Genomic DNA, 19,118 nt, shown 5'->3' on the forward strand with positions numbered 1-19,118 from the left:
GTGCCCCCGGCAGGACTCGAACCTGCGGCCAAGCGCTTAGAAGGTGTTGCGCGATTAGCGATGTGCTGACCTGCCTTTTTGCAGGTGGGGCTCGACCAGTTTTCCGTAAGGCGCTTGCCCTGAGATTTGCGGGAGATTGGCCGTATCCCGCTCCCTGGAACGGAGCCCGCCCCGGCCGCCCCAGAGTACGGGGCGTCGGGGCGGGGGGTGGGCGCGACTCCCGCCATCCGGGCGGGGTAGACCTCGCGCGAGGACGGTCGCGCCCGGTCTGAGGGGGTGGCGGGGTTACCGCCGGACACAGCATGTGTGTATGGGGCACATTTGCGCAATGGCATATGCCAGCCGTCAGCCGAATGGGTGACGATGCCTCGGCCACGCCTGCGCGCGGGCGCCTCGGTTGCGCCCGAGAATGGGCCTGCCCGCGCCCCCGGCGGTCGGCCGGCAGGGACACGGGCAGGAGTCATTCCGGCCGGAGTCGCCGCAAGCGGCTCTCCTGCAGCCAGATCAAATCCTCAAGGACCGGATCACGCTGCGCGAGCTGGCGCCACTCCTCAGGAGTGGGCTCACGCTTCGGCTGCAGCGGCTTGGCGGGGCGGATGCGAGAAGTCATGGGCGCGTCGCCCCCCATGTGTGTCGCGGGAGCATCGCCCGCCACGAGCGCGACAGTTCCTTCGCGACCGAGCATCCGCCGCCGCCGCAGCGCACGCATTCCGAGCAGTCTGCGGTGTGGAGTATCAGCCGCAGGTACGCCGCGTCGCCGGGAAGCTCGACCGTCGCGGCAGGTGGTGGCGTCATCGTCACCACCCCTTCCGGGCAGAGCCAAGCAGCGCCAAGGCGGCGGCATAGGCGCCGTAGAGGTCATCGGCGTCGGTGAGCGTGGGGGCGCTCCGTGGGGGCGCGAGCCACGTCAGAGCCTCGTGTGTGCGAGGCGCGACCACACTCGGGACGGGAGCGAGCAGCACCTCGGGCCGGCTCCGAACAACCGCGCCGCGCAGGTCCCAGCGGGTTGCCGAGCCGACGGGCACAAGGAACTCCACTCCGCGAGAACTGTGCAGAACGGGGCCGACGCTGGCGCCGACTGTGCGCAGGTGTCGCAGCGAGGACCACCCCTCGGACAGAGGCAGTATCACGACGTCCCACCCCTCACCGATGGGGAGTTCGGCGACCGCGCCGGCTCGCCACCGGGCGACAGTCCTCGGGCTGTAGACGCCGGACAGGCGCAGCCACTCCGTGAACGGCTCGTCATCGAAGTCGGTCGAGGCGTCCGCGAGGGAAGCGCGCCTGATGAGTTCGGGAGTCGTGCGCCACGTCGAGCCGAGGGGGCGCTGCTCACTCGTCATGGTCGGCCCCCGTCGTCGGCACCCCGAGATCGGCGAGCTGTCGGCCGAGTTCGGCGTGCAGTGCGGCCGTCTCGTCGACGGTGAGCACGAGTTCGGCGTCGCCGATCTCGGTGCCATCGCGGGCGATCGAGAGTGGAAGTGCGATACGACCGGCCTCGGTCCGCCGTAATGCAGTGGTGCGCCGAAGCCTGATGCCTCGACGGGGGTTCGCTGTCACGGCCACCCCTCGCCGCCGTTGAGTCAACGTCATGTCACGGACCGTAGGGGGGATGCGGAGAGGGGACCCGGAAAATTCTTCCGGGTCCCCTCTCGCTCCGAGTGCGTCAATCGAGCACGCCGACGTGCTGAGCGATCGCGTGCAGTTCGCGCCGCATCGTCGGACGGGGCCGCCTGAGCAGCCCTTGCACCGCCTCGCGGACCAGTGGCGAGTACCGGATTTCCTCCGGGCTCGCCGCCATGATCTCGCGCAACTGGTGCAGGGTGCCGAAGTCGTCGCCGGTCAGCCGGTGTGCGTGCATGACCTCGACCAGATACCTGGTGGTGCGCTCCAGAGGGAGGACCCCGCCGGGCTCCGGTACCGCCACACGGTCTGCGAGGTGAAGTGCCTCGGACGCGTCGCCTTCCTCGGCGGCCAGGTGCACGCCGTGCATGGCGACGTTCGTCGGACCAAACGAGGTATGGAACAGATTTGCGTCTCCGCCGAGCCGCTCGGCCACGCCGCCGGCGGCGTGCAGAAGATCCCACGCGGTCGGGGCCTTGCCGTGCCGGACGGCGGCGATCACCCCAGCGAGGTGAAGAGCGCCGTACGCCGAGAGGTGCTCGGGTGAGGCGTCGTCGCCGGGCCTGCAGTGGGCGATCGTCTGCCGGGCGAGTTCGAGGGACTCGCCGACCTCGCCGGAGCTGGTGAGAATGCCGCAGACGTTCCAGACGCTCGCGGCGATCAGTGCCAGATCGCCGGTTTCGTCGGCGATCTGCATTGCCCGGTCGGCGGCCCGCAGCGAGAGCTTCCGCTCGCCGATGCGCCGCAGGAACACTTGATGTAGGTGCAGGAGGCTGATCAGCGCGCGCGTTGCGTCGAGTTCGTCCTCGCCGGTCGAGGCGCGGAGCGTTGCGTACGCCTCGGCGAGCAGTCCGGGCAGCATGTCGCCGACCGGCGCGTAACGGGTGCGCTCGGTCTCGTACACCGTCCACGCCTCGACGACCCGGGCGTCGAGCTGCTGCGTGGTGTACGGCGACCCTGGCAGCCCGAGGCCGAGGTGCGACGGCGGCGTGTTGAGCGCCCGACGGATTCCGGGTACTGACGGGTGCTCGGAGTCGACGAGACTCACGTTCACGGCCGGACCGACGAGATCGCCTACGTTGTCGAGACCGAGCTCGCGGGCGAGCCGGGTGAGCATCGACAGCGAGTCGATCGAGATGACGCCGCGTTCGACCTTGCTGAGCCAGTCCGCCGTACGTCCGACGAGCCCTGCCAGCGCAGCCTGTGACTTACCAGCCTTGACGCGGTAGTACCTGATCCGCTCCCCGCTGGACATGGATGTGGTGATCATGGGGTCCCCTTGGTGGGTGAGAGCACTCAATCCCCAGAGTACGGCTGCGCGTTGGTAACCGTGTCCGTCATACTTGGACTCGCCCCGTATGGGAGCACTCACGGCCCCTGCCGGCCCCCCGTCCGGCGGGGGCCGCTCCGCGCCCGGACACGACGGAAGCGCCCCCGCCCGGCCGTGAGGCCGCGCGGGGGCGCGTCGTCATTCGATCGAGTAGGGCACGAGCTCGGCGGGTACCTCTTCGGGCTGCAGGTCGGCCGCGCGAAGCCGGCGGTTCGCTCGCCGGAGAATCCGCAGAGCCTGCCGCAGCAGCCTGTCGAGCGTCGACACCTTCGAAGACAGATCCGCCACCACGGCCGTCAGATGCTCCATCTGCGATTCAAGCCGCACGACCCGATCCCAGATCTCGGGCGACACCTTCAGCTCCGTCGGTCGCGGCGCGGCCGCTTCTACGGCCGGCTCGTCGTCGTCCTGGTCCCGCTTCGGATTGCTTATCCGGGCAACGAGCACCGAGCCGACGACGCCAACCACGGCGATCACTACGCCGAGCAGCCCGTTCTCACCCCCCATGGGTGGCGCCCCTCTCACACGTGCATCGGCGCCTGCGACCCCCCGTCAGCGCGGCGACGATGATCAACAGAAGAACGTTCGCGGCGTAGATCGGGACGCTCGCCCACGCCTGCACGTACTGGCCGGTCCCGGCCGCCGCCGCGAACGTCAGCCCCCACACAAGTGGCGGTGCGGTCGCTGCGGCGAATCCCCACGTGTCACGCCCGGGTCGCAGTAGTGCGGCGGCCAACGCGACCAGCCCGCACGTGACCCATGCGACGCCCCACGCAGGAAGACACATCACGGCTGTGACCGGCGCGGTCGCCGCCGAGACGCCGACCCGGTCGGTCGTGATGAGCCCGAGCCCGTACCAGACCCATAGGGCTCCGGCAGGTGCAAGCGTGACGCCGCGCGGGCCCAGGTGTGACCGTGCACGGTCCCACGCGGCGCGCATCACGACAGGCTCGTCGAGCCGCCCGAGTAGCCGCTCGGGTCGACCGGGTCGAGGGCGGGCTCGACCGCCGGGTACGAAGGCGGCCGCGCCCACCCGAGGAACACGCCGGCGAGGTTCTGCAGCACCTTCCCCGGGGCCCGCTCACCGAGCAGTTCGAGCAGCCGGAACACCAGGTAGTACGCGACCGCGATCACGACCGTCACCGCGCTCGTGGCGGTCGTCGAGGTGATGTCCAGACCGGCGGCCGCCGCGAGGGTGAGCAGCCACCCGACGACGAGCGGTACCGCGGTGCGCATGGTGGAGATGAACAGACCGGTCTTCATGCCGGTCCCCCTTCTGTAGTGGGGTGTCCGGCCGCCGGGTGGCGGCCGGACGGGGCATCAGGCGACGACCGTGAAGCCGTGCGCGTCGCCGAGCCGCTTGAGGGTGGTCATGCCGGGGACGCCGTCCGCCGCCTTGCCGGTGAATCCCTGCCGCTGCTGGTACAGGGCGTACGCGCTTCGTGTGGCCGTGCCCATGTGGCCATCGGCGTAGCCGGCGGCGAGGAGCTTCTCGGCGACGAGTGCTTGCTCGACGTACTTCGCCGCGGCGTACGAGACCGGGGTGCCCTTCTTCGGCGGGTCGCTCTTCGCCGCCGCGACCAGCTTCGCGAGGCTGACCACCTTCTGTGCGGTCGCCGTCGGCAGCTTGAGCACCTGCCCGGCCGCGATCTTGTTCGGGTCCTTGATCCCGTTCAGGGACTGCAGGGCTGACACGGTCGTCTTGTGCGCCTCGGCGATCTCCGAGAGCGAGTCGCCGGTGAGCACCTTGTACGTGCCGGTCCCGGTGGCGGGGGGCGCCGTCTTGTACGCGGGGCGCCCGAACCCGGCGATGTCCTTGACGACCCTCACACGCCTCGCGCAGACGTTCGCGGTGTTGCCCTCGATCGTGTAGACGTACCGGTGGTCGGCCGAGACGCTCGTGACGATCCCGACGTGATCGATCGCGCCGATCGACGACGAGCCGGACCAGTCGAAGAACACGATGTCACCGCGCCGGATCCCCGACTTCGCGATGCCGTTCGTCATCGCCGTCCACTGCCCGGCAGCCTGGAACCTCGCGGCGTGCGCCACGGTGTACGCCCAGTCGGTTCCGTGGCACACCGCGTCGTACTCCCCGGCGTCGACCGCGGCGCGGGTTATCGCCGCGTCGCACCACGCGAAGTTGCCCCCGAAGGCGGCGCCGTTGCGCTCGCGGTACCACTGCTGAATCTGGTTCGGCTCGCCCGTCCCGATCCAGCGTTCCATCTGCTCGACCATGCCGTCGACGGTCATGCGGGCGTACCTCCGTCCTCGGCCGCAGCCGCATCGGTGTCGGCGGGCTCGTCGCCCTGGTCGTCGAGCTCGGGGCCGGTGAAGTAGCCGGCCATGTCTGCGGGGCCGTACGCCGCGGCGAGCAGCGTCTGCTCGTCGTCGACGGTGGGCCCGTTGCCGGTGCGCGTGAGGTGCAGCGCCTGCTCTTGCTGATCGGCCGTGCGCTCGGGCACGGGCCGCTCGGTGTCACCCATGGGTGAAGCCCTTTCAGGGGAGAGGTATGTCGACCTCGCCGCCGTCGCTGGTCGGCGGGGTCGGGGGGATCGGGTCGGGGTACCGAATCGCCATGACGGGCACGACGTACGCGCAGCCGTAGCCGGTGCTCGTCGTCCCCGCTGCGGCGCGGTTGAGGGTGTCGGCGGCGTCGAGGGCGTCGGGCAGCTCGGTGTAGACGAGCCCGGCGATCCCGGCGCCCGCGACCGCGTACGCCGCCATGACGGCGGCCGGGTCGACGGGCATCACGCCACCCGGGAGAGCTGCGCGACGGTCGCGGTCGCCGTGTTCGAGGCGCTCGCGGCGGACCACTGCGCCGTTACGACGAGCGCCTGATCCGTGGTGCTGTCGCGCGTCACGGCAGCGTCCGTGAGTTCCTGCAGTTGCGCGCCGGTGGTCGCCGCCAGATGGTGGCGCAGGATGGCGGCCGCCGCCCACGTCGCCGAGGCGCCCGCAGTCACGCAGTGGGCCGTGCCCTCGACTCGCCACCCGCGCGACGCGATCGCCGACCCGGTTGTGACCGCGCCGAACGCTGCGAGCACCACACCGCCGACGCCGCCGAGCCGGACCCGGATTGTGAGTGTGGGGGTCGCGGTCGTACTCGCGGTGCCTTGTACGAGGAACTGATAGCCGGTGCCCGCCACGGCGTCGCCGGCCGGGATCGTCATGGTCGCGACGACCGTCTCGGCCGTGGCGGTCGCGGCCGTCGCAAGGATCGCCGGACCGAGGCTGTTGATCGCGTTCGAGCCCGGCAGGGTGGTTCCGCCGGTGGCCGAGGTGATGGGGGCGGCGGTCGTGGTGACGATCGCCGCCGCCGTCGTCCAGCCGTTGCCCGACAGGTCGTTGCCCACGACGACGCAGCCGGTCGCCGCCGCAACCATGCTGACGCCGGTGGCCGTGGCGCCGCCGTCCTTGCGGATCTGATTGCCGGAGATCAGGCACCCCGGGGCGCCGAGGCGGATGCCCGCCACAGCAGCAGCCCGGACGATGTTCCCCGTGATGTTGATGTTCTTCGCCGGCAGGGTTGCCGTGCCGGCGACGATGCCGTGATTACTCGCCGTGGTGTCGACCACGTTCCCCGTCACCGAGCCGTTCGCGCAGCCGGCGAGGTTGATCGCGTTGCTGCCAGCCCCGGTCACGGTGTTGTTGTCGACGGTGGGCGTGTCGCAGTCCTGGACCAGGATGCCGCCCGACGTCGTCGCGCTCACCCGGTTGTCGGCGATCAGGACCGCCGGGGCGTAGTCGGCCCGGATGCCGTACCCAGTCGCGCCGAGGATCGTGTTCCCTCTGATCTGCACATCGGACCACCGGGCACCCGTGACCGCGGCGACCCGGATCCCGGCATCGGACAGTGAGCCCGAGATGATGTTGTCCGTGATCGTGAGCGCCCGGGTCGCCTGCGACGTCGATGCGTCGGTGACCGCGAGAATCCCGGCCGTGGCCGTGCCGGAGATCGTGTTGCCGCTGAGGTGGGAGTCGCGCCAGTAGTAGGCCCGGATCCCGCAGTCCGCGGTCGTGCCGTAGATCTCGCAGTCCCGCACGGTGATCCGGTCGTACCAACTGCCCGCGGTGATGCCGTGCGAGCCGATCGCCCGGCCGGCCGCGGGCAGTCGGGCCGACGGGCCGAAGTAGCAGCGTTCGAAGGTGACGTCCCGGCAGGCTGTGCCGTCCCAAGCTCCGATCGCGCTGTTGCCCGAGCGGGCGATGTCGATCTCGACGAACTCGCTCGTGACCCGCGACTGGTCGGCGGTGTTGTCGACGAACCCCTCGAACCGGCACGCCTCGACCCTGCAGCCCGAGACCGCGTTGATCTCCAGAGCGTGGGCGCCGGTGGTGTCCCGGAACACGGCATCCTTCACGATGACGTTCGCGCAGTGGATGAACGTCATGATGTTCGTCGTCCCGGTGCCGATCCCGGTCCCGTCGGCCGCCTTGTACGCGTTGCCGTCCCAAGTCCCGCCCAACACGGTGATGTTGGAGTGCCCCTCGTACCCGTTGAAGACGTCGTCCGGCGCGAAGTTGCGCACGCACCCCCGGGTCGGGTTGATGGTGCGGATCGTTGCCCCGTACGCCCATACCGTCGTACGGGCCCTGATCACCAGGAAGGTGCCGACGCCGTACGTCCGGCCGCCGGGGATGAGCACGATTCCGCCGCCAGCGGCGTACGCAGCGTCGAGGACAGCCTGAATCGCGGGCGCGTCGTCCGTGATGCCGTCGGCGGCCGCCTCGCGGACGGTGAAGATCCGCCCGGCCGAGAGGTCGCCGAGGTTCGGGGCGGAGATCGGCGACTCGAACACGACCGGCCCGGTCACCGTGCCGCCGGCCTTGTCGAGCTTGCTGTCGACCTCGGCGGCCGCCGCTTGCGCGACCTGCAGCGCCGAGGTTGCGACTTCGCGACCGGCGACGGTCCACGCGACCGTCTGACCACCACCGGCCAGATACTCGTAGCTGATCTGCGGCCACTCGCACTGCCATTCCCGGATGGCGCCCGGGGCGGGCGAGCCGGCCGGGTTCGACCGGAGCTGTCCGATCGGATCTCCGGAGATCTCGTACAGGGCGGTGACCGGTTGGCCGGTGCCGGCTACCCGCACGGTGACCGGCCAGTCGGGGACGACGTCGCCGGTCGTCGTCGTCAGTACTTCGGAGGGAGACCCGCCGTAGGTGTAGCGCATGGGCTGTCCCTTCAGTCGATCCAGAACGCGCCGGAAATGTCGATCCACGGAGTGCCGACGGTGCCGCCGTCCTGCGCGCCGTCTTGGCTCCAGAAGAAGTAGCCGCCTTGCGGCGAAACCTCGTTGCTGTACGCCTCCATGCGGCCGGTGCCGACCAAGGGGTCGCCGCCCATGCTGAAGAACGCGGTGGCGGTGGCGACGGCGTGGGCCGGTCGGCAGTCGTTCGGAAGCGTGCCGATCTGAATGCCGTTGGTCCCGACGATGAGCCCGCCGTCGGCGCGGACGATCCGGCCGCGCGTGTAGACCCGCGAGCCGATCCGCCGGATCTGCGGGGGGATGGTGTCCGCCGTGAACGCGGCCAGGAGCGGGACCGGCCGCCACGCGGGGTCGGGTTCCCACCACGTCGCCCACACGTTGTCCGTGGACGTCTTGGCCCACACGGTGCCGTCAGCGGCCGTGACGACGGTGTGGACCGGCGCGGTCGCGAACTCCGCATCGCGTTCCGCCATGTTCGCGACGTGGTGTACGAGGTGCGGATCGATCGCCGCGGCGAGCTCCGCGAGCGCCCCGGGTCCGACGGGTGCGTCGCCGCCCCCCGGAACGGGGAGTTCGGCATGTCCGAATACAGCCATGGGTGCCCCTCACGAGAAAGTGATCTTGATTGAGCCGCCACCGAACGCGGCGTAATCCGTGGACCCGGTCGCGTAGATCGCGAGCCCTCGGGCCGAACCCGACGCGAGCGCCGTGCACCATGCGGCGGGCAGCTTCGCGGTTCCCTGCGCCCCGACGGAGAGCTGCAGCAGATCCTCGGGGCCGTCGCCTAGGTTGAGCTGCCCGGCCGGCGGCGACGTGTAGCTGTGCAGGTACAGGTGCATGGGCCTCTTCGCGTTCGCGCCCGACCCGCGCTGCCGCGTGAAGGTGACCACCATCGACGCGACGGTTTTGCCCGCGCACGCAGCCGCGATCTTGGACCCGTAGAACCACCCGCCGCGCAGCGCGCCGCCGCCGGTGTAGTCGCCCTGATACGGGTGGTCGCGGTAGTTGTCCGGGCGGCCGCCCCGCCACGACCCGGACGAGTCTGGGGTGACCGTGACGGGATTCGGCGGCCGGGACGGCGGCACGGTCGGGGAAGGGTCGGTGATCGACGCGAGCTGAAAGTACAGTTCGACCTTCCCGTCGACCTTGCGCACGAACGGCACCGTGGTCTGCTGCCACCCGGTCCCCGACGGTGCTGCCGTGCCCCAGGTCGCCGCGCGTACGATCTGCACGTCGTGCGCCACTTCGTCCGCGAGCTCACGAATCGTGTCGTGATCGGTCTCGCCCGGGTCTTCGCCGAGCCGCCACATCACGACCGGTTTCGCGCCGGTCCGGACCGCGACCCAGTCGCCGACCTTCCGAGACCGGTAGCTGTCGGGGCACGGCACGTCGTACACCGTGGCTCCGCCGAGCGATACATTCACGCCGCCTAGATCTGTGAGGTCGATGACCTGAGCCGAGGCGATCCCGCCGCCGCTGCCGGTGGCCATGGCTCGCGCGAGCATCTCGCCGAGCTGCAGTGCTGCGTCGCTCATGCCAGCCGCCTCCCGCTCGTCCTGGTCGTGCACGACATCACCGCGGCGCCGAGGGTGTACGGGCATGAGTCGATGAGGTGTCGCTGCCACTCGCCGGGACGCACCTCGACCTCGACGACGTCGCCCGGTTCGAGACCGGGATGACACGCCGCGGTGAACGAGAGCGAGCTCTGTACCCCGAGGCTGTCCGCGAGCTTTGCCTGCCCTACCTCGTAAGCCTGTTGCGCCGAGGTGATGAGCGGTGATGAGTAGCGGGCGACGCGCACCCGTACTCCGGTGAGCCCGAGACGCTGCGGAGCGAGCGGGTCCTCGACGGGGTCGGGGCCGGCGTACGTGATCGAGTTCGGGTCGTCGTCCCACACGAACACCGGGCCAACGGCGGGCGAGCCGTCGCCGCCGTCGCCCGAGATCACCCAGACGTTCACGAGCCCCTCGGCCGTCTGCTCTTCGGCCGGCTCGACGAGCGCGACTCCGTACGGCACTCGCCACACGACCGGGTCGGCGAGCGTCGGCACGGGGCCGATTGTGGGCACGCCCCGGGCGTCGGCCCACACCTCGCCGCCGAGCGCCGGCCCGATGCCGGTGGAGACGCCCGACGAGTCGGTGCCGCCCGACAGCGTTGCCCACCGGTCGTCGGCGACGGTCGCGGGAATCGGCGTTTCCGGGTCGACGCCCGGCCGCCACGACACGGTGGCCGACGGCAGCGCCTCGCCGACGAGAGCGGCCGCGATCGACCGGGCGGTGTCCGGCCCGACCGTTCTGGTCGTTGGGAACCCTGCCGCCCTGATCGCGTCCTCGACTCCCAGCAGTTCGAGCCGTGCCCCCTGCCGGGTGCGAGTGACCCGGTCGACCACGTACCGGCCGGCCGCGATCCACTCGGGCTCGTCCATGCGCGGCCCCTGCAGCCCCTGATACAGCCGCACTTCAGTGATCACCGTGTTGATGCCCGACCCGCCGAGCGGCACGTCGACGAGCTCGCACGTCCCGCTGTACCGGCACTCCGCGGTACGGTCCGGCCGTACCGAGGCGGACGCCACGCGGGCGGGGCGCCACGTCGCGCCGTCGTTCGTCCACTCGGCCCGTACCGGGCGCCGTGCGGGACCGGTGACGGCGGCGAGCGCTGCGGCCGTGAGCCGCTGCATCAGACGGCGCCGTTGGTCGAGAGAGCCGCCCACGTCGGGTAGCTCGCCGCGACCGCGTCCCACGTGGCGAACTGCTCCGCGAGGCGGTCCCACGACCAGCCCGGCATCCGCAGGGACTGCCCGGCGGTGTCCGGGCGGGCGAGCGGCTCGATCGTGAATCCGAACCGGAATCCTTCGGACGAGCCGAGCCGGCCGGTCGGCGACGGTCCCGTGATATCGCCCGGGACGAAGTACGCGTCCGGCTGCAGGTACCCGGGCCGCACCTGAGCAAGCAGCACACCCGACCGCAGCAACGCCCGCATCCGGTCGACGAGTTCGGGTGGGACGTCGACGGTTACCTGCACGACCTCGGCGCCGTGCTCGTCGTACGCGAGCTGCCGGTAGGGCGACCCCGCGACGTCGGCCGCGTCCTGCCGTCCGGCCGACGTGGCGCCGGACCACTCGACGATCATCACCCGGGCCGACAGCCCAGGATCGTCGAGACTCTTGATCCACAGATCACGGTCTTCGCCGGGCTCCGGCGCCGGCACGGTCACCGCGAGGGACGATGCCGGACCCTCGCTGCCGTCCGCGTAGAGCGGAGTTGCGGTGTACACGACCGCGACCCCGAGCGGCAGCTCGTGGTCGTAGGCCGTACCGACTCCCTCGATCGCCCACGCCGGATCGGCCGACCGGACCGGCGCCGGGCTACCCCCCGGGTCGGTGCGCGTGATCCGCACCTGCCGGACATCGGCCACATCGGCGAGCGGCGTTGTGGCCGCGGTGTAGTCCACCGCGAGCACGACGCCCGCCCACTGCTCGTCGACGATGCCCGCGAGCCACCCGTCGGGTGACACCACCCGGGCGGGCGGTGTCACCTGGGGGGCGGTCGGGTCGACGATCATCGGCATCGCGTTCTCCTATCTCGTGCCGGCGCGCGAGCGCTGCCGGACCGTCGTCATCCCCGCGTCGACCCTGGTGTCGACGTACGCGTCGAGCTGCGTGCCGTCCGCGAGGACGAGCGCGAGCGGCTGCCCGTGCTGCAGTCCGGCCGGCTGCGCCGCCGTCCGGGTCGCGGCTGCCGGAGCCGGGACCGAGGCGGTCGCCATCCGGACCGACGCGCGGTCGACCGCGGGCAGGGTGCTGACCATGCCGCCGATCAGACCGGCCCCGACCATGCGGCCGACCCGGTCGGTCTCGCGGCTCGGGCTGTGAATCTGCAGCCGGCGCTCGATCGCGGTAACGAGCGTCCCGCCGAGCCGGGTCATCTCCTTCTGCAGCGCCGCCTCTTGGGCCTGCAGACCGGTAAGGAACCCCTTCCCCGCCATCGTCCCGGCGTCGTACATCGCGTCGGCCATCGTCCGGCCATACGACGTGCTGAGCTTGGCCCCGGACGCCGCGAGCGCATTGAGCTGCTTGATCTGCCCGGCACTCGCCCCGGCCACAAGCCCGGCGAGCTGGCTGTCGGGTCCGGCCGCGACGAGCTGCGAGATCAGGCTCTGCGACACGCCCCGCTTCGACGCCGTCGCGATCTGCGCCTGAAACGACTTGAGCGTCGACTGCCGCGCCTGCAGACCGGAGATCAGCCCGCCGACCGATGTCGGATTGCTGATGTTCCCGAGCCCGAGGTAATCAGTCGCCGACGTCGCCTGATCGGCGGCCGCCGCCTTGGCCGTAGCGATCTTCGACGCCACGGTGTCCCGCTGCTTCGCGAGCGACTGCAGCCTCGCCGACGCCGCAGTCGTCGCGGTCGCGAGCGTCTTGCCTGCCCCGCCCGCCGCCTTCAGATCGGCCGCGAGCGCGTTGGACGCGGCAGCGATCTGCGCCGCCGTCCCGGTGAGACTCTTCCGGAACGCCGCGAGATCGCCGGGCACTTCACGCCGCGCCTTGGTCGACGCGGACACCTTCGTACCCTTCGCGAACCCGCGCAGCACGCCGAGCCCGCCCGCCATCCGGAGCGACGTCAGGTGGTCGTACACCTCTGTGTCCCCGCCGCCGAAACGGACGAGCTCGGGCCCACGCTCACCGACCCACGCGAGTTCGCCACGCTTCGGCCGACCGCCATCGGCGTACCCACCGGGACGGTTGTACGCCGAGGCGAGCGACCCGTACGTCGACAGCGCGTACCGCATCGAGGCGTACACGTTCGCCAACGGGTCGTAGATGCCGCGCGACCGGAGCGGACCGGCGTACGCGTTGAACGTCGCGCCGATCGTCTGCATGAGCCCGCGCGACGGGTCGCCGTTCTTCGCGTTGATGTCCCAGTTGTTGATCGCGCGCGGGTTCCCGCCGCTCTCCTGGTTCATCCGGCGCAGCACGACCGACAACAGGCTCGCCGGCTGCCCGACCATCTTGAGCGCCTGTAGCACGACCGCCGACCACCGCTCGACGCCGGACCCGCCAACGTCGCCCGAGCCGCCGAACAGCCCGCCCGCCGCATCAACGATCTTGTCTTTCAGGCCGTCGAGCATCTTCGCGGGGAAGTGGCCGAGCGCCTTTGCCCACGGCGACGAGCCGATCGCGGCCGCCTTGTCCCGGATGAACCCGGTCGCCTTGTCCCACATCTTCCCCGGGTCGGTGAGGAAGTCGGCACCGCTGAGTACGGCGCCGCCCACCTTCTTCGCGGCGCCCCAGAGATCGCCCACGATCCCGCCGTCGGCGAACCGCTGCACCGGCAGCTCGCCGTGCTCGTTGATGTACCGCAGGGTGTCGAACCCCACCGAGCGGGCGCTGCTGCGCTTCACGACGAACTCGTCGGCCATCATCAGTGCGGGAATGCTGTCCTTGCCCGGCACCCCGCCGTACGTGCGGCCGCCGCCCGCGAGCAGCTTCGGCGCGGCCGGGAGCTTCCCGACCCCGACGAAGTCGGCCACCTTGTCCCAGGTGGCTTTGATCCCTTCCGTGTAAACGTGCTTGATGATGAAGTTCACGGGCTCTTTCGCGATGTCCTTGACCTCGGACCAGGCGGAGCCGATCGCGTCCCGGGCCAGACCGAACGCCGCCCCGAAGAGCTTGACGCCGGCACGCCCCTTGTCCAGAGCCGGCCGTAGAGCCACATCCCAGAGCCATGCGGCGCCCGTGCCGATGCCGTCGAACGCGGGCTTCACCGCGCTGCGGTAGAGCCATGTAGCGGCCGAGCCCGTCATGCGGACGCCGCTCTGAATGCCGGTGAACGCGGGCTTTATCCCCGAGCCCCACAGCCATGCGGCGCCGGCGCCGATCCCGTCGAATGCGGGCTTGATCGCGGAGCCCCAGAGCCATGCGGCGCCCGTGCCGATGCCGTCGAACGCGGGCTTCACCGCGCTGCGGTAGAGCCACATCGCGCCCGCGCCGGTCGCGCGCAGCCCAGACCAGATCCACCCGAGGACCGGCTGCAGCGCCGACCCCCAGAGCCATACGGCCCCGGTCGCGATGTCCTCAAACGCGGGCTTGATCTGGGAACCCCAGAGCCACGACGCGATAGCGCCGACCGCCTTGAACCCGATCACGAACGGGGCGATCAGCAGCGTCGCGACGACGACGCCGAGCACCTTCGCGGCGGTGCCGATGAACCCGAACGTCGGCGCGAGGACCGTGCCCCACAGCCACACCGCCCCCGTGCCGATCGCGCGCAGCCCGGTCACGAACCCTGAGACGCCGGGCTGCAGTACTGACCAGAGGGACGACCATCCGGACTGAATCCCGGACCATGTCGCCTGCACGATCGATCGGAACGTGTCGCTGCGCTTGTACGCGACGAAGATCAAAGCGGCGAGCGCCGCAACGCCCGTGATGATCAGCCCGATCGGGTTCGCTTCCATCACGGCGTTGAGCACACCCTGCGCGACGGCGTACCCACGGGTGACCGCCGCCGTCGCGAGGATCACCCCGCGATAGACCGAGAACACCGCCGTGACGGCACCCGTCGCGATCGCGCTCGCGTTCATCGTGAGCGTGACCCCGGCGACGCCGACGGCGAGCGGCAGCAGCCACGCCCCGTATTCCTTGGTCCACCGGACGCCGCCGGCGAGCGCTTCACCGGCACCGCGTACGGCCTGCCCGGTCTCGCGGACAGCGGGGACGAGCGACCGGTTCGCGACGTCGGCGAGCCGCTCGACAGCGGGAACCGCGTACTTCCCGACGGCGTTCGTGATGCCCTGCATCACGGAGCGCCGGAAGATGTCGATCTTGGAACCGGCATTGTCGCGCAATGCGGTGCCTGCCCGGTCGGCGGCACCCGCGATCTTCCCGAGCCCCTTCTCGGCCGTCGTGAGGTTGAGCGAGTACAAGCTCGATCCCATGTCCTCGGCCTTGGTGCCGAAGAGACCGACCGCGGCCGCCTCGCGCTTCACCGGGTCGTCGATGGCGCGCAGCCCGTCGAGGACTTCCTGCAGACCGGAGCGGGCGTACTTCCCGCCCTTGGCGATCTTCGCGGTCATGCGTTCGGCGTTGAGGCCGATCTGCCCGTACGCGGTCGCCGACGTCTTGGACCCGTCGACCGCCCGAATCGAGAACTCTTTGAGGGTGTCCGCGACCGTGTCGGCATCGCGCGCACCGGCCTTGAGCCCTTGCGAGAGCAGTCCCATCGACGACGCCGCCGACAGGCCCAGCTTCCTGAACTGCGTGGGGTATTCGGCGTACGTGTCCAACAGGTCTTCGGCGACGTTGACGCCGGCCTGCGTGCCGCGGGCGAGGACGTCGAGTGCCTCGCCCGCTGTGTCGACAAGCCCTGTCTTGATCATCGTGCCGACGGCGCGCGACGTCCGGCCGAGGTCTTCGTCGAGGATCGTCGACACGTCCGCGAGCCGCGTGCCGAGCCGGGTGATCTGCTTCTCGGTCGCACCAGTGGGCAAGAGCCCCTGCTGCATGATCCCCTTGATCGCGGCCGCGCCGGTCTCGACGTCGGCGACCACCGCTTTCGCGTACAGCTTCCCCGCGAGCTTGCCGTTCCGCTCGGCATCCTTCGCCGTCGAATCGAGCTGCGCGGACAGCTTCCCCGCGATCTTCCCCTGATCGAGGCTGTCCGTGAATCCCTTGGTGAACAGCACGGCACCGACGGCGGCGACACCGGCAATCCCGGTTTTCAGAGCGCCGCCGATACCGCCGAGGAACCCCTGCCCGGACTCCCGGCCGGCTCGCTGCCCGGCATCGCCGGACGGGCCCGAGATCTGCCGCTGCAGCTCGGCCCCGAACCCGCGCGTCTCCGGGACGACACTGACGTACCCGACACCGACCTCGACCGGCACGAGGGATCACCCCTTCCCGGGGAGTACTTGCGAGTTGATGCGCTCGTACGCTGCTCGGGCCCGTGCGCGCTGCTCGTCGGCGGCCGCCGCCGCGTCCTCGGGTGGCGGGTCGCCCGGCCGCCATGACGGCTCGGGCCACGGGATCGCCGGCGCGTTCTCCGTCCGGTTGACGTTGGCGAACGCGATGAAGAGCAGTTCGAGCAGATCGCGGGCGTCGGCCCGGGACCAATCCGCCTGCGTCCACGGGTTACCGGCCGCCGCGCGAGCTGTGGCGCCGTCGGGCGGCAGCCCCTCGACCAGGACCCGCAGCAGCCGCAGCGTGATCTCGCGCCGCCAGAACGCGGCGAGGGGGCCGCCCCGCCCGTAGCCGGGGTAGTGGTGTGCGAGGTCGGCCTCGACCGCCTCGGGGTGGTCGCCGAGGACGTCGAGCACGCTGTACTCGACGAGCTGCTCGACGTCCTCGGGCCCGCCGTCGGCTACTGCCGCGGCGGCCGGTGCTTTCCCATCGTGTCCTGCATGTCGGCGCGCGCCGCGACGAACACGAGCATGAGCCCATTCGCGTCGCCGCCCGACTTCACGAACGCGTCCCACTGTTCGCCGAGCAGAACCCGGGCCTTACCGGCGTCGCCGTCGGCCGCGTCGATCTGCCGGTTCGTCTCGTCGTCGGCGAACAAGGGGTGCGGGAAGGTGTAGATCTTCCCGTCGTCGGTCTCGACCTCGACCGTGTCGCCGCCGACCGCCTCGGCGTACGACGCCTTGACGGCGGACAGACGGTAACGGGCCTTACCGGGCTTGCTCATGATCAGTACCTCTCTTCGTGGGTGAGCTGCGGGTGAGCATGTGAGGGCGAGGGGCGACAGTGCTCACCCAGGGCCGTCGCCCCTCGCCCGATCAAGGGGGGTGGGGTCATGCCGCGAGGGCACGCCACCCCGGACCGTCGACCCAGGTTCGGCACGAGGTCGCGAGGAGGCTGTCGCGGTAGGCGTTGAACGTCACCGGGCGCTGCGTCTCCGTGCTGCGCGCCCACTGCTCGTCGTCACGCGAGGTGAGCCGAGCGCGCGGGAAGAACCGGACGATGTAGATCTCGGCGCCGCTGTCGTCGAAATCGAGACCGATGAACAGCAGCCGCCGGTAGGGGTTCTTCGGGGTGCTCGCCCGGTCCCACTGCCACGCCTCGCCCATGTCCGGCAGTGCGCCGGTGCCGGACAGCGGCAGCCCCTCGTAGAGCGCGGTGGTCACCGCGTTCGTTTCCTGCGGCGAGAACTTCGCGGACAGCACGTCAGACTCGACGTCGGACCGGGTCGGCTCGGTCGACTGCGAGCTCGTGACGTCTGCCATCGACAGATCACCCGTGAACGTCAATCCGTCCTCGGTGGTGTAGCCGACCGGGACGTACCCGGTGGGGATCGCCTGCAGCGTGCCGTCGGCCGAGGCGAACGGGGCGGTGACGGCGGCCGCCGTGTAGTCGGCGGCGTACACCGCCTGTACGAGCTGCTTGCGGATGTACTCGTTGTGGAGTCCGGTCTCCAGGGAAACCGGGGGAGTCGGGGTGCCCATGAGGCGTACCTCCATGAAGAAACCCCCCGCGCCGGCGGCGCGAGGGGCGTGCGGTCAACGGCGGGTGAGCCGGGGGTTATGCGGGGGCGAGGGCAGTCCCTCGAATGGAGAGCTCGACAGCGAACGCGTAGCGGGGCGACGACGTCGCGGCGTCGGGCAGTAGGTTCGGGCCGCCGACCTCGGCGAGGTCGTACACGACGGCGCCGCGCCATCCCGGCATGGCGAGCGTGAGCGCCCGCACCACCGCGACCAGGTCGGCGGCGTCCGCCTCGGTGGCGCCCCAGCAGTGCACGTCGAGGCGCGGCCGGTCGGTCACGACGTCGAGCTGCGCGCCGCCGATCCGCTCGGCCCGGACGAGCCGGGCAGGCCGGGGTGACGGCACGCGGGTGCCGACGTGGACCAGGTCCCCGCGCGCGGCGAGCTGCTCGCGCAGGTACCGGGTGTACACCTCGGCGGCGTCTGGAAAGACGATCGCCGCCGGCACGTCAGTCGGTTCCCTTGGCGGCGTCGAGCCCGCGCAGCAGCGCCGCCCGGGACACCGCCGGGTCGTCGGTGGAGTAGTCGCCGATCACGGCGCCGCGCACTCGCCGGTCGTCGGTCTGCACGTCCGTACGGAACTGCCCGGCCGCCGTGCTCGCCGCGGCGGCGGCGCTCTCGGCCGCCCGGGTCTTCCGCTCGATCAGCGCCCGCGTGCCGTCGCTCTTCAAGAACCCCGCGATGTTCCGCCGGTTCGGGACCACCCGCATGCGGGCCATGGTCACCCCTCCACTGTCTTCAGCCGGATCTCGTAGTGATGCAGCTCGGCCGGCTCGTACGCCGGACCGGGCGGCCCGATAACCTCGAACACGGCGCCGTTCCAGTGGACTCGGTCGGCACCGTGCACGGTGAGCGGGGCGCCGTCGGCCGCCCACGAGTTGCAAAGCATGAGCCACTCGCCGATCTGCGCGTCGCGCTGGTCGGTGTCCTCGGCCCCCGTGTTCTGCTGCAGCCACGCGGCGGCCGCCGCCCGGGTCGACGCCGACCAGTCCGCAACTTCGTTGCCGTACCGGTCCGTCGTCCGGCCCGGGTGCTCGACCTCGACCGTGTGCGGCAGCAGATCGTCAGGGATCACAGCAGCCGCCGGCAGTAGTCCGCCGGATCGTCACGCCACCCCACCCCGCCGACGAGTTCGACCGTGTACGCGGCGTCGGCGTCCGGGTCGGTCGCGTCGTCGGGCTGCAGCTGCTCGATCTCGTCGGCGGTGAGGTAGAGCCCGCCGTTCTCGCCGAGGGTCTCGGAGTACTGGCCGATCGTGCGCTGCCGGTACCCGCCGCCGTTCGCGATCACCCGGCGAGTCACCGCGATCGCGATCGCGCGGGTCGTCGCCGGGTCCGGGGTGTGCCCGTCCGGGATGTGCCCGCGCATGAGCGCCGACGCGTCATCGAGGTACACCTCGACCTGATCGCGCCGGGCCCCGGCGAGGGTGACGGCGGCGCGCTTCTCGTAGTCCTCGACCGTCGCGAACGCTGCCGCCATTC

21 protein-coding genes are annotated in these 19,118 nt (G+C 70.9%); all 21 read right to left on the minus strand.

Going from position 1 to position 19,118, the window contains the following annotated elements:
• Positions 1-797: 797 nt before the first annotated feature.
• The 21 genes from ACFZAX_RS32725 to ACFZAX_RS32825 all read right to left on the minus strand — a co-directional run bounded on the left by ACFZAX_RS32725 (position 798) and on the right by ACFZAX_RS32825 (position 19,116).
• Positions 798-1,340 carry a hypothetical protein gene (locus ACFZAX_RS32725; protein ID WP_390966184.1) on the minus strand — a complete coding sequence of 181 codons (543 nt, stop codon included), beginning with the start codon at positions 1,338-1,340 and terminating at the stop codon, positions 798-800.
• Positions 1,330-1,590, minus strand: a complete 261-nt coding sequence (locus ACFZAX_RS32730) for a hypothetical protein (RefSeq protein ID WP_390966186.1) — start codon at positions 1,588-1,590, stop codon at positions 1,330-1,332. The genes ACFZAX_RS32725 and ACFZAX_RS32730 overlap by 11 nt, the downstream gene beginning before the upstream one ends.
• A 73-nt stretch (positions 1,591-1,663) precedes the next feature.
• Entirely contained in the window at positions 1,664-2,890 is a 1,227-nt protein-coding gene (locus ACFZAX_RS32735; protein ID WP_390966188.1) for a helix-turn-helix domain-containing protein, read from the minus strand.
• A gap of 198 nt (positions 2,891-3,088) precedes the next feature.
• On the minus strand, positions 3,089-3,457 hold the full coding sequence (locus ACFZAX_RS32740) for a hypothetical protein (protein ID WP_390966190.1): 369 nt from the start codon (positions 3,455-3,457) through the stop codon (positions 3,089-3,091).
• Positions 3,458-3,889: 432 nt separating this feature from the next.
• Complete coding sequence (locus tag ACFZAX_RS32745; RefSeq protein WP_390966191.1) at positions 3,890-4,213, minus strand: hypothetical protein; 324 nt, start codon at positions 4,211-4,213, stop codon at positions 3,890-3,892.
• A gap of 57 nt (positions 4,214-4,270) precedes the next feature.
• Positions 4,271-5,203: a LysM peptidoglycan-binding domain-containing protein gene (locus ACFZAX_RS32750; protein WP_390966193.1), complete on the minus strand. Its 933-nt coding sequence runs from the start codon at positions 5,201-5,203 to the stop codon at positions 4,271-4,273.
• The gene (locus ACFZAX_RS32755; RefSeq protein WP_390966195.1) at positions 5,200-5,436 is read right to left on the minus strand and encodes a hypothetical protein; all 237 of its coding nucleotides are present in this window, start codon (positions 5,434-5,436) and stop codon (positions 5,200-5,202) included. Before ACFZAX_RS32755 ends, ACFZAX_RS32750 begins: the two co-directional genes overlap by 4 nt.
• A 13-nt stretch (positions 5,437-5,449) precedes the next feature.
• Entirely contained in the window at positions 5,450-5,701 is a 252-nt protein-coding gene (locus ACFZAX_RS32760) for a hypothetical protein (RefSeq protein ID WP_390966197.1), read from the minus strand.
• Entirely contained in the window at positions 5,701-8,127 is a 2,427-nt protein-coding gene (locus ACFZAX_RS32765) for a right-handed parallel beta-helix repeat-containing protein (protein ID WP_390966198.1), read from the minus strand. Before ACFZAX_RS32765 ends, ACFZAX_RS32760 begins: the two co-directional genes overlap by 1 nt.
• 11 nt (positions 8,128-8,138) lie before the next feature.
• A complete protein-coding gene (locus ACFZAX_RS32770) occupies positions 8,139-8,759 on the minus strand; it encodes a hypothetical protein (RefSeq protein WP_390966200.1) in 621 nt (206 codons plus the stop codon).
• Between the two features lie 9 nt (positions 8,760-8,768).
• Positions 8,769-9,698, minus strand: coding sequence for a hypothetical protein (locus ACFZAX_RS32775; protein ID WP_390966202.1), 930 nt, complete (start codon positions 9,696-9,698; stop codon positions 8,769-8,771).
• Positions 9,695-10,840, minus strand: a complete 1,146-nt coding sequence (locus ACFZAX_RS32780; RefSeq protein ID WP_390966204.1) for a phage tail protein — start codon at positions 10,838-10,840, stop codon at positions 9,695-9,697. Before ACFZAX_RS32780 ends, ACFZAX_RS32775 begins: the two co-directional genes overlap by 4 nt.
• The gene (locus tag ACFZAX_RS32785) at positions 10,840-11,730 is read right to left on the minus strand and encodes a hypothetical protein (RefSeq protein ID WP_390966206.1); all 891 of its coding nucleotides are present in this window, start codon (positions 11,728-11,730) and stop codon (positions 10,840-10,842) included. The genes ACFZAX_RS32780 and ACFZAX_RS32785 overlap by 1 nt, the downstream gene beginning before the upstream one ends.
• Positions 11,731-11,739: 9 nt before the next feature.
• The gene (locus ACFZAX_RS32790; protein ID WP_390966208.1) at positions 11,740-16,044 is read right to left on the minus strand and encodes a phage tail tape measure protein; all 4,305 of its coding nucleotides are present in this window, start codon (positions 16,042-16,044) and stop codon (positions 11,740-11,742) included.
• A gap of 6 nt (positions 16,045-16,050) precedes the next feature.
• The gene (locus ACFZAX_RS32795) at positions 16,051-16,476 is read right to left on the minus strand and encodes a hypothetical protein (RefSeq protein ID WP_390966209.1); all 426 of its coding nucleotides are present in this window, start codon (positions 16,474-16,476) and stop codon (positions 16,051-16,053) included.
• A gap of 44 nt (positions 16,477-16,520) precedes the next feature.
• Positions 16,521-16,844: a hypothetical protein gene (locus ACFZAX_RS32800; protein ID WP_390966211.1), complete on the minus strand. Its 324-nt coding sequence runs from the start codon at positions 16,842-16,844 to the stop codon at positions 16,521-16,523.
• A 106-nt stretch (positions 16,845-16,950) separates the two neighbouring features.
• Positions 16,951-17,601, minus strand: a complete 651-nt coding sequence (locus tag ACFZAX_RS32805; RefSeq protein WP_390966213.1) for a phage tail protein — start codon at positions 17,599-17,601, stop codon at positions 16,951-16,953.
• A gap of 76 nt (positions 17,602-17,677) precedes the next feature.
• Positions 17,678-18,085 (minus strand): hypothetical protein, encoded by a 408-nt coding sequence (locus tag ACFZAX_RS32810; protein WP_390966215.1) that lies wholly within the window; start codon positions 18,083-18,085, stop codon positions 17,678-17,680.
• Position 18,086: 1 nt separating this feature from the next.
• Positions 18,087-18,356, minus strand: a complete 270-nt coding sequence (locus tag ACFZAX_RS32815) for a hypothetical protein (RefSeq protein ID WP_390966302.1) — start codon at positions 18,354-18,356, stop codon at positions 18,087-18,089.
• 2 nt (positions 18,357-18,358) lie between these two features.
• Complete coding sequence (locus tag ACFZAX_RS32820) at positions 18,359-18,712, minus strand: hypothetical protein (protein WP_390966217.1); 354 nt, start codon at positions 18,710-18,712, stop codon at positions 18,359-18,361.
• Positions 18,709-19,116, minus strand: a complete 408-nt coding sequence (locus ACFZAX_RS32825) for a hypothetical protein (RefSeq protein ID WP_390966219.1) — start codon at positions 19,114-19,116, stop codon at positions 18,709-18,711. The genes ACFZAX_RS32820 and ACFZAX_RS32825 overlap by 4 nt, the downstream gene beginning before the upstream one ends.
• Between the last annotated feature and the right edge of the window lie 2 nt (positions 19,117-19,118).

It is taken from the genome of Streptomyces sp. NPDC008125 (assembly GCF_042957125.1).
GTDB lineage: Bacteria > Actinomycetota > Actinomycetes > Streptomycetales > Streptomycetaceae > Streptomyces.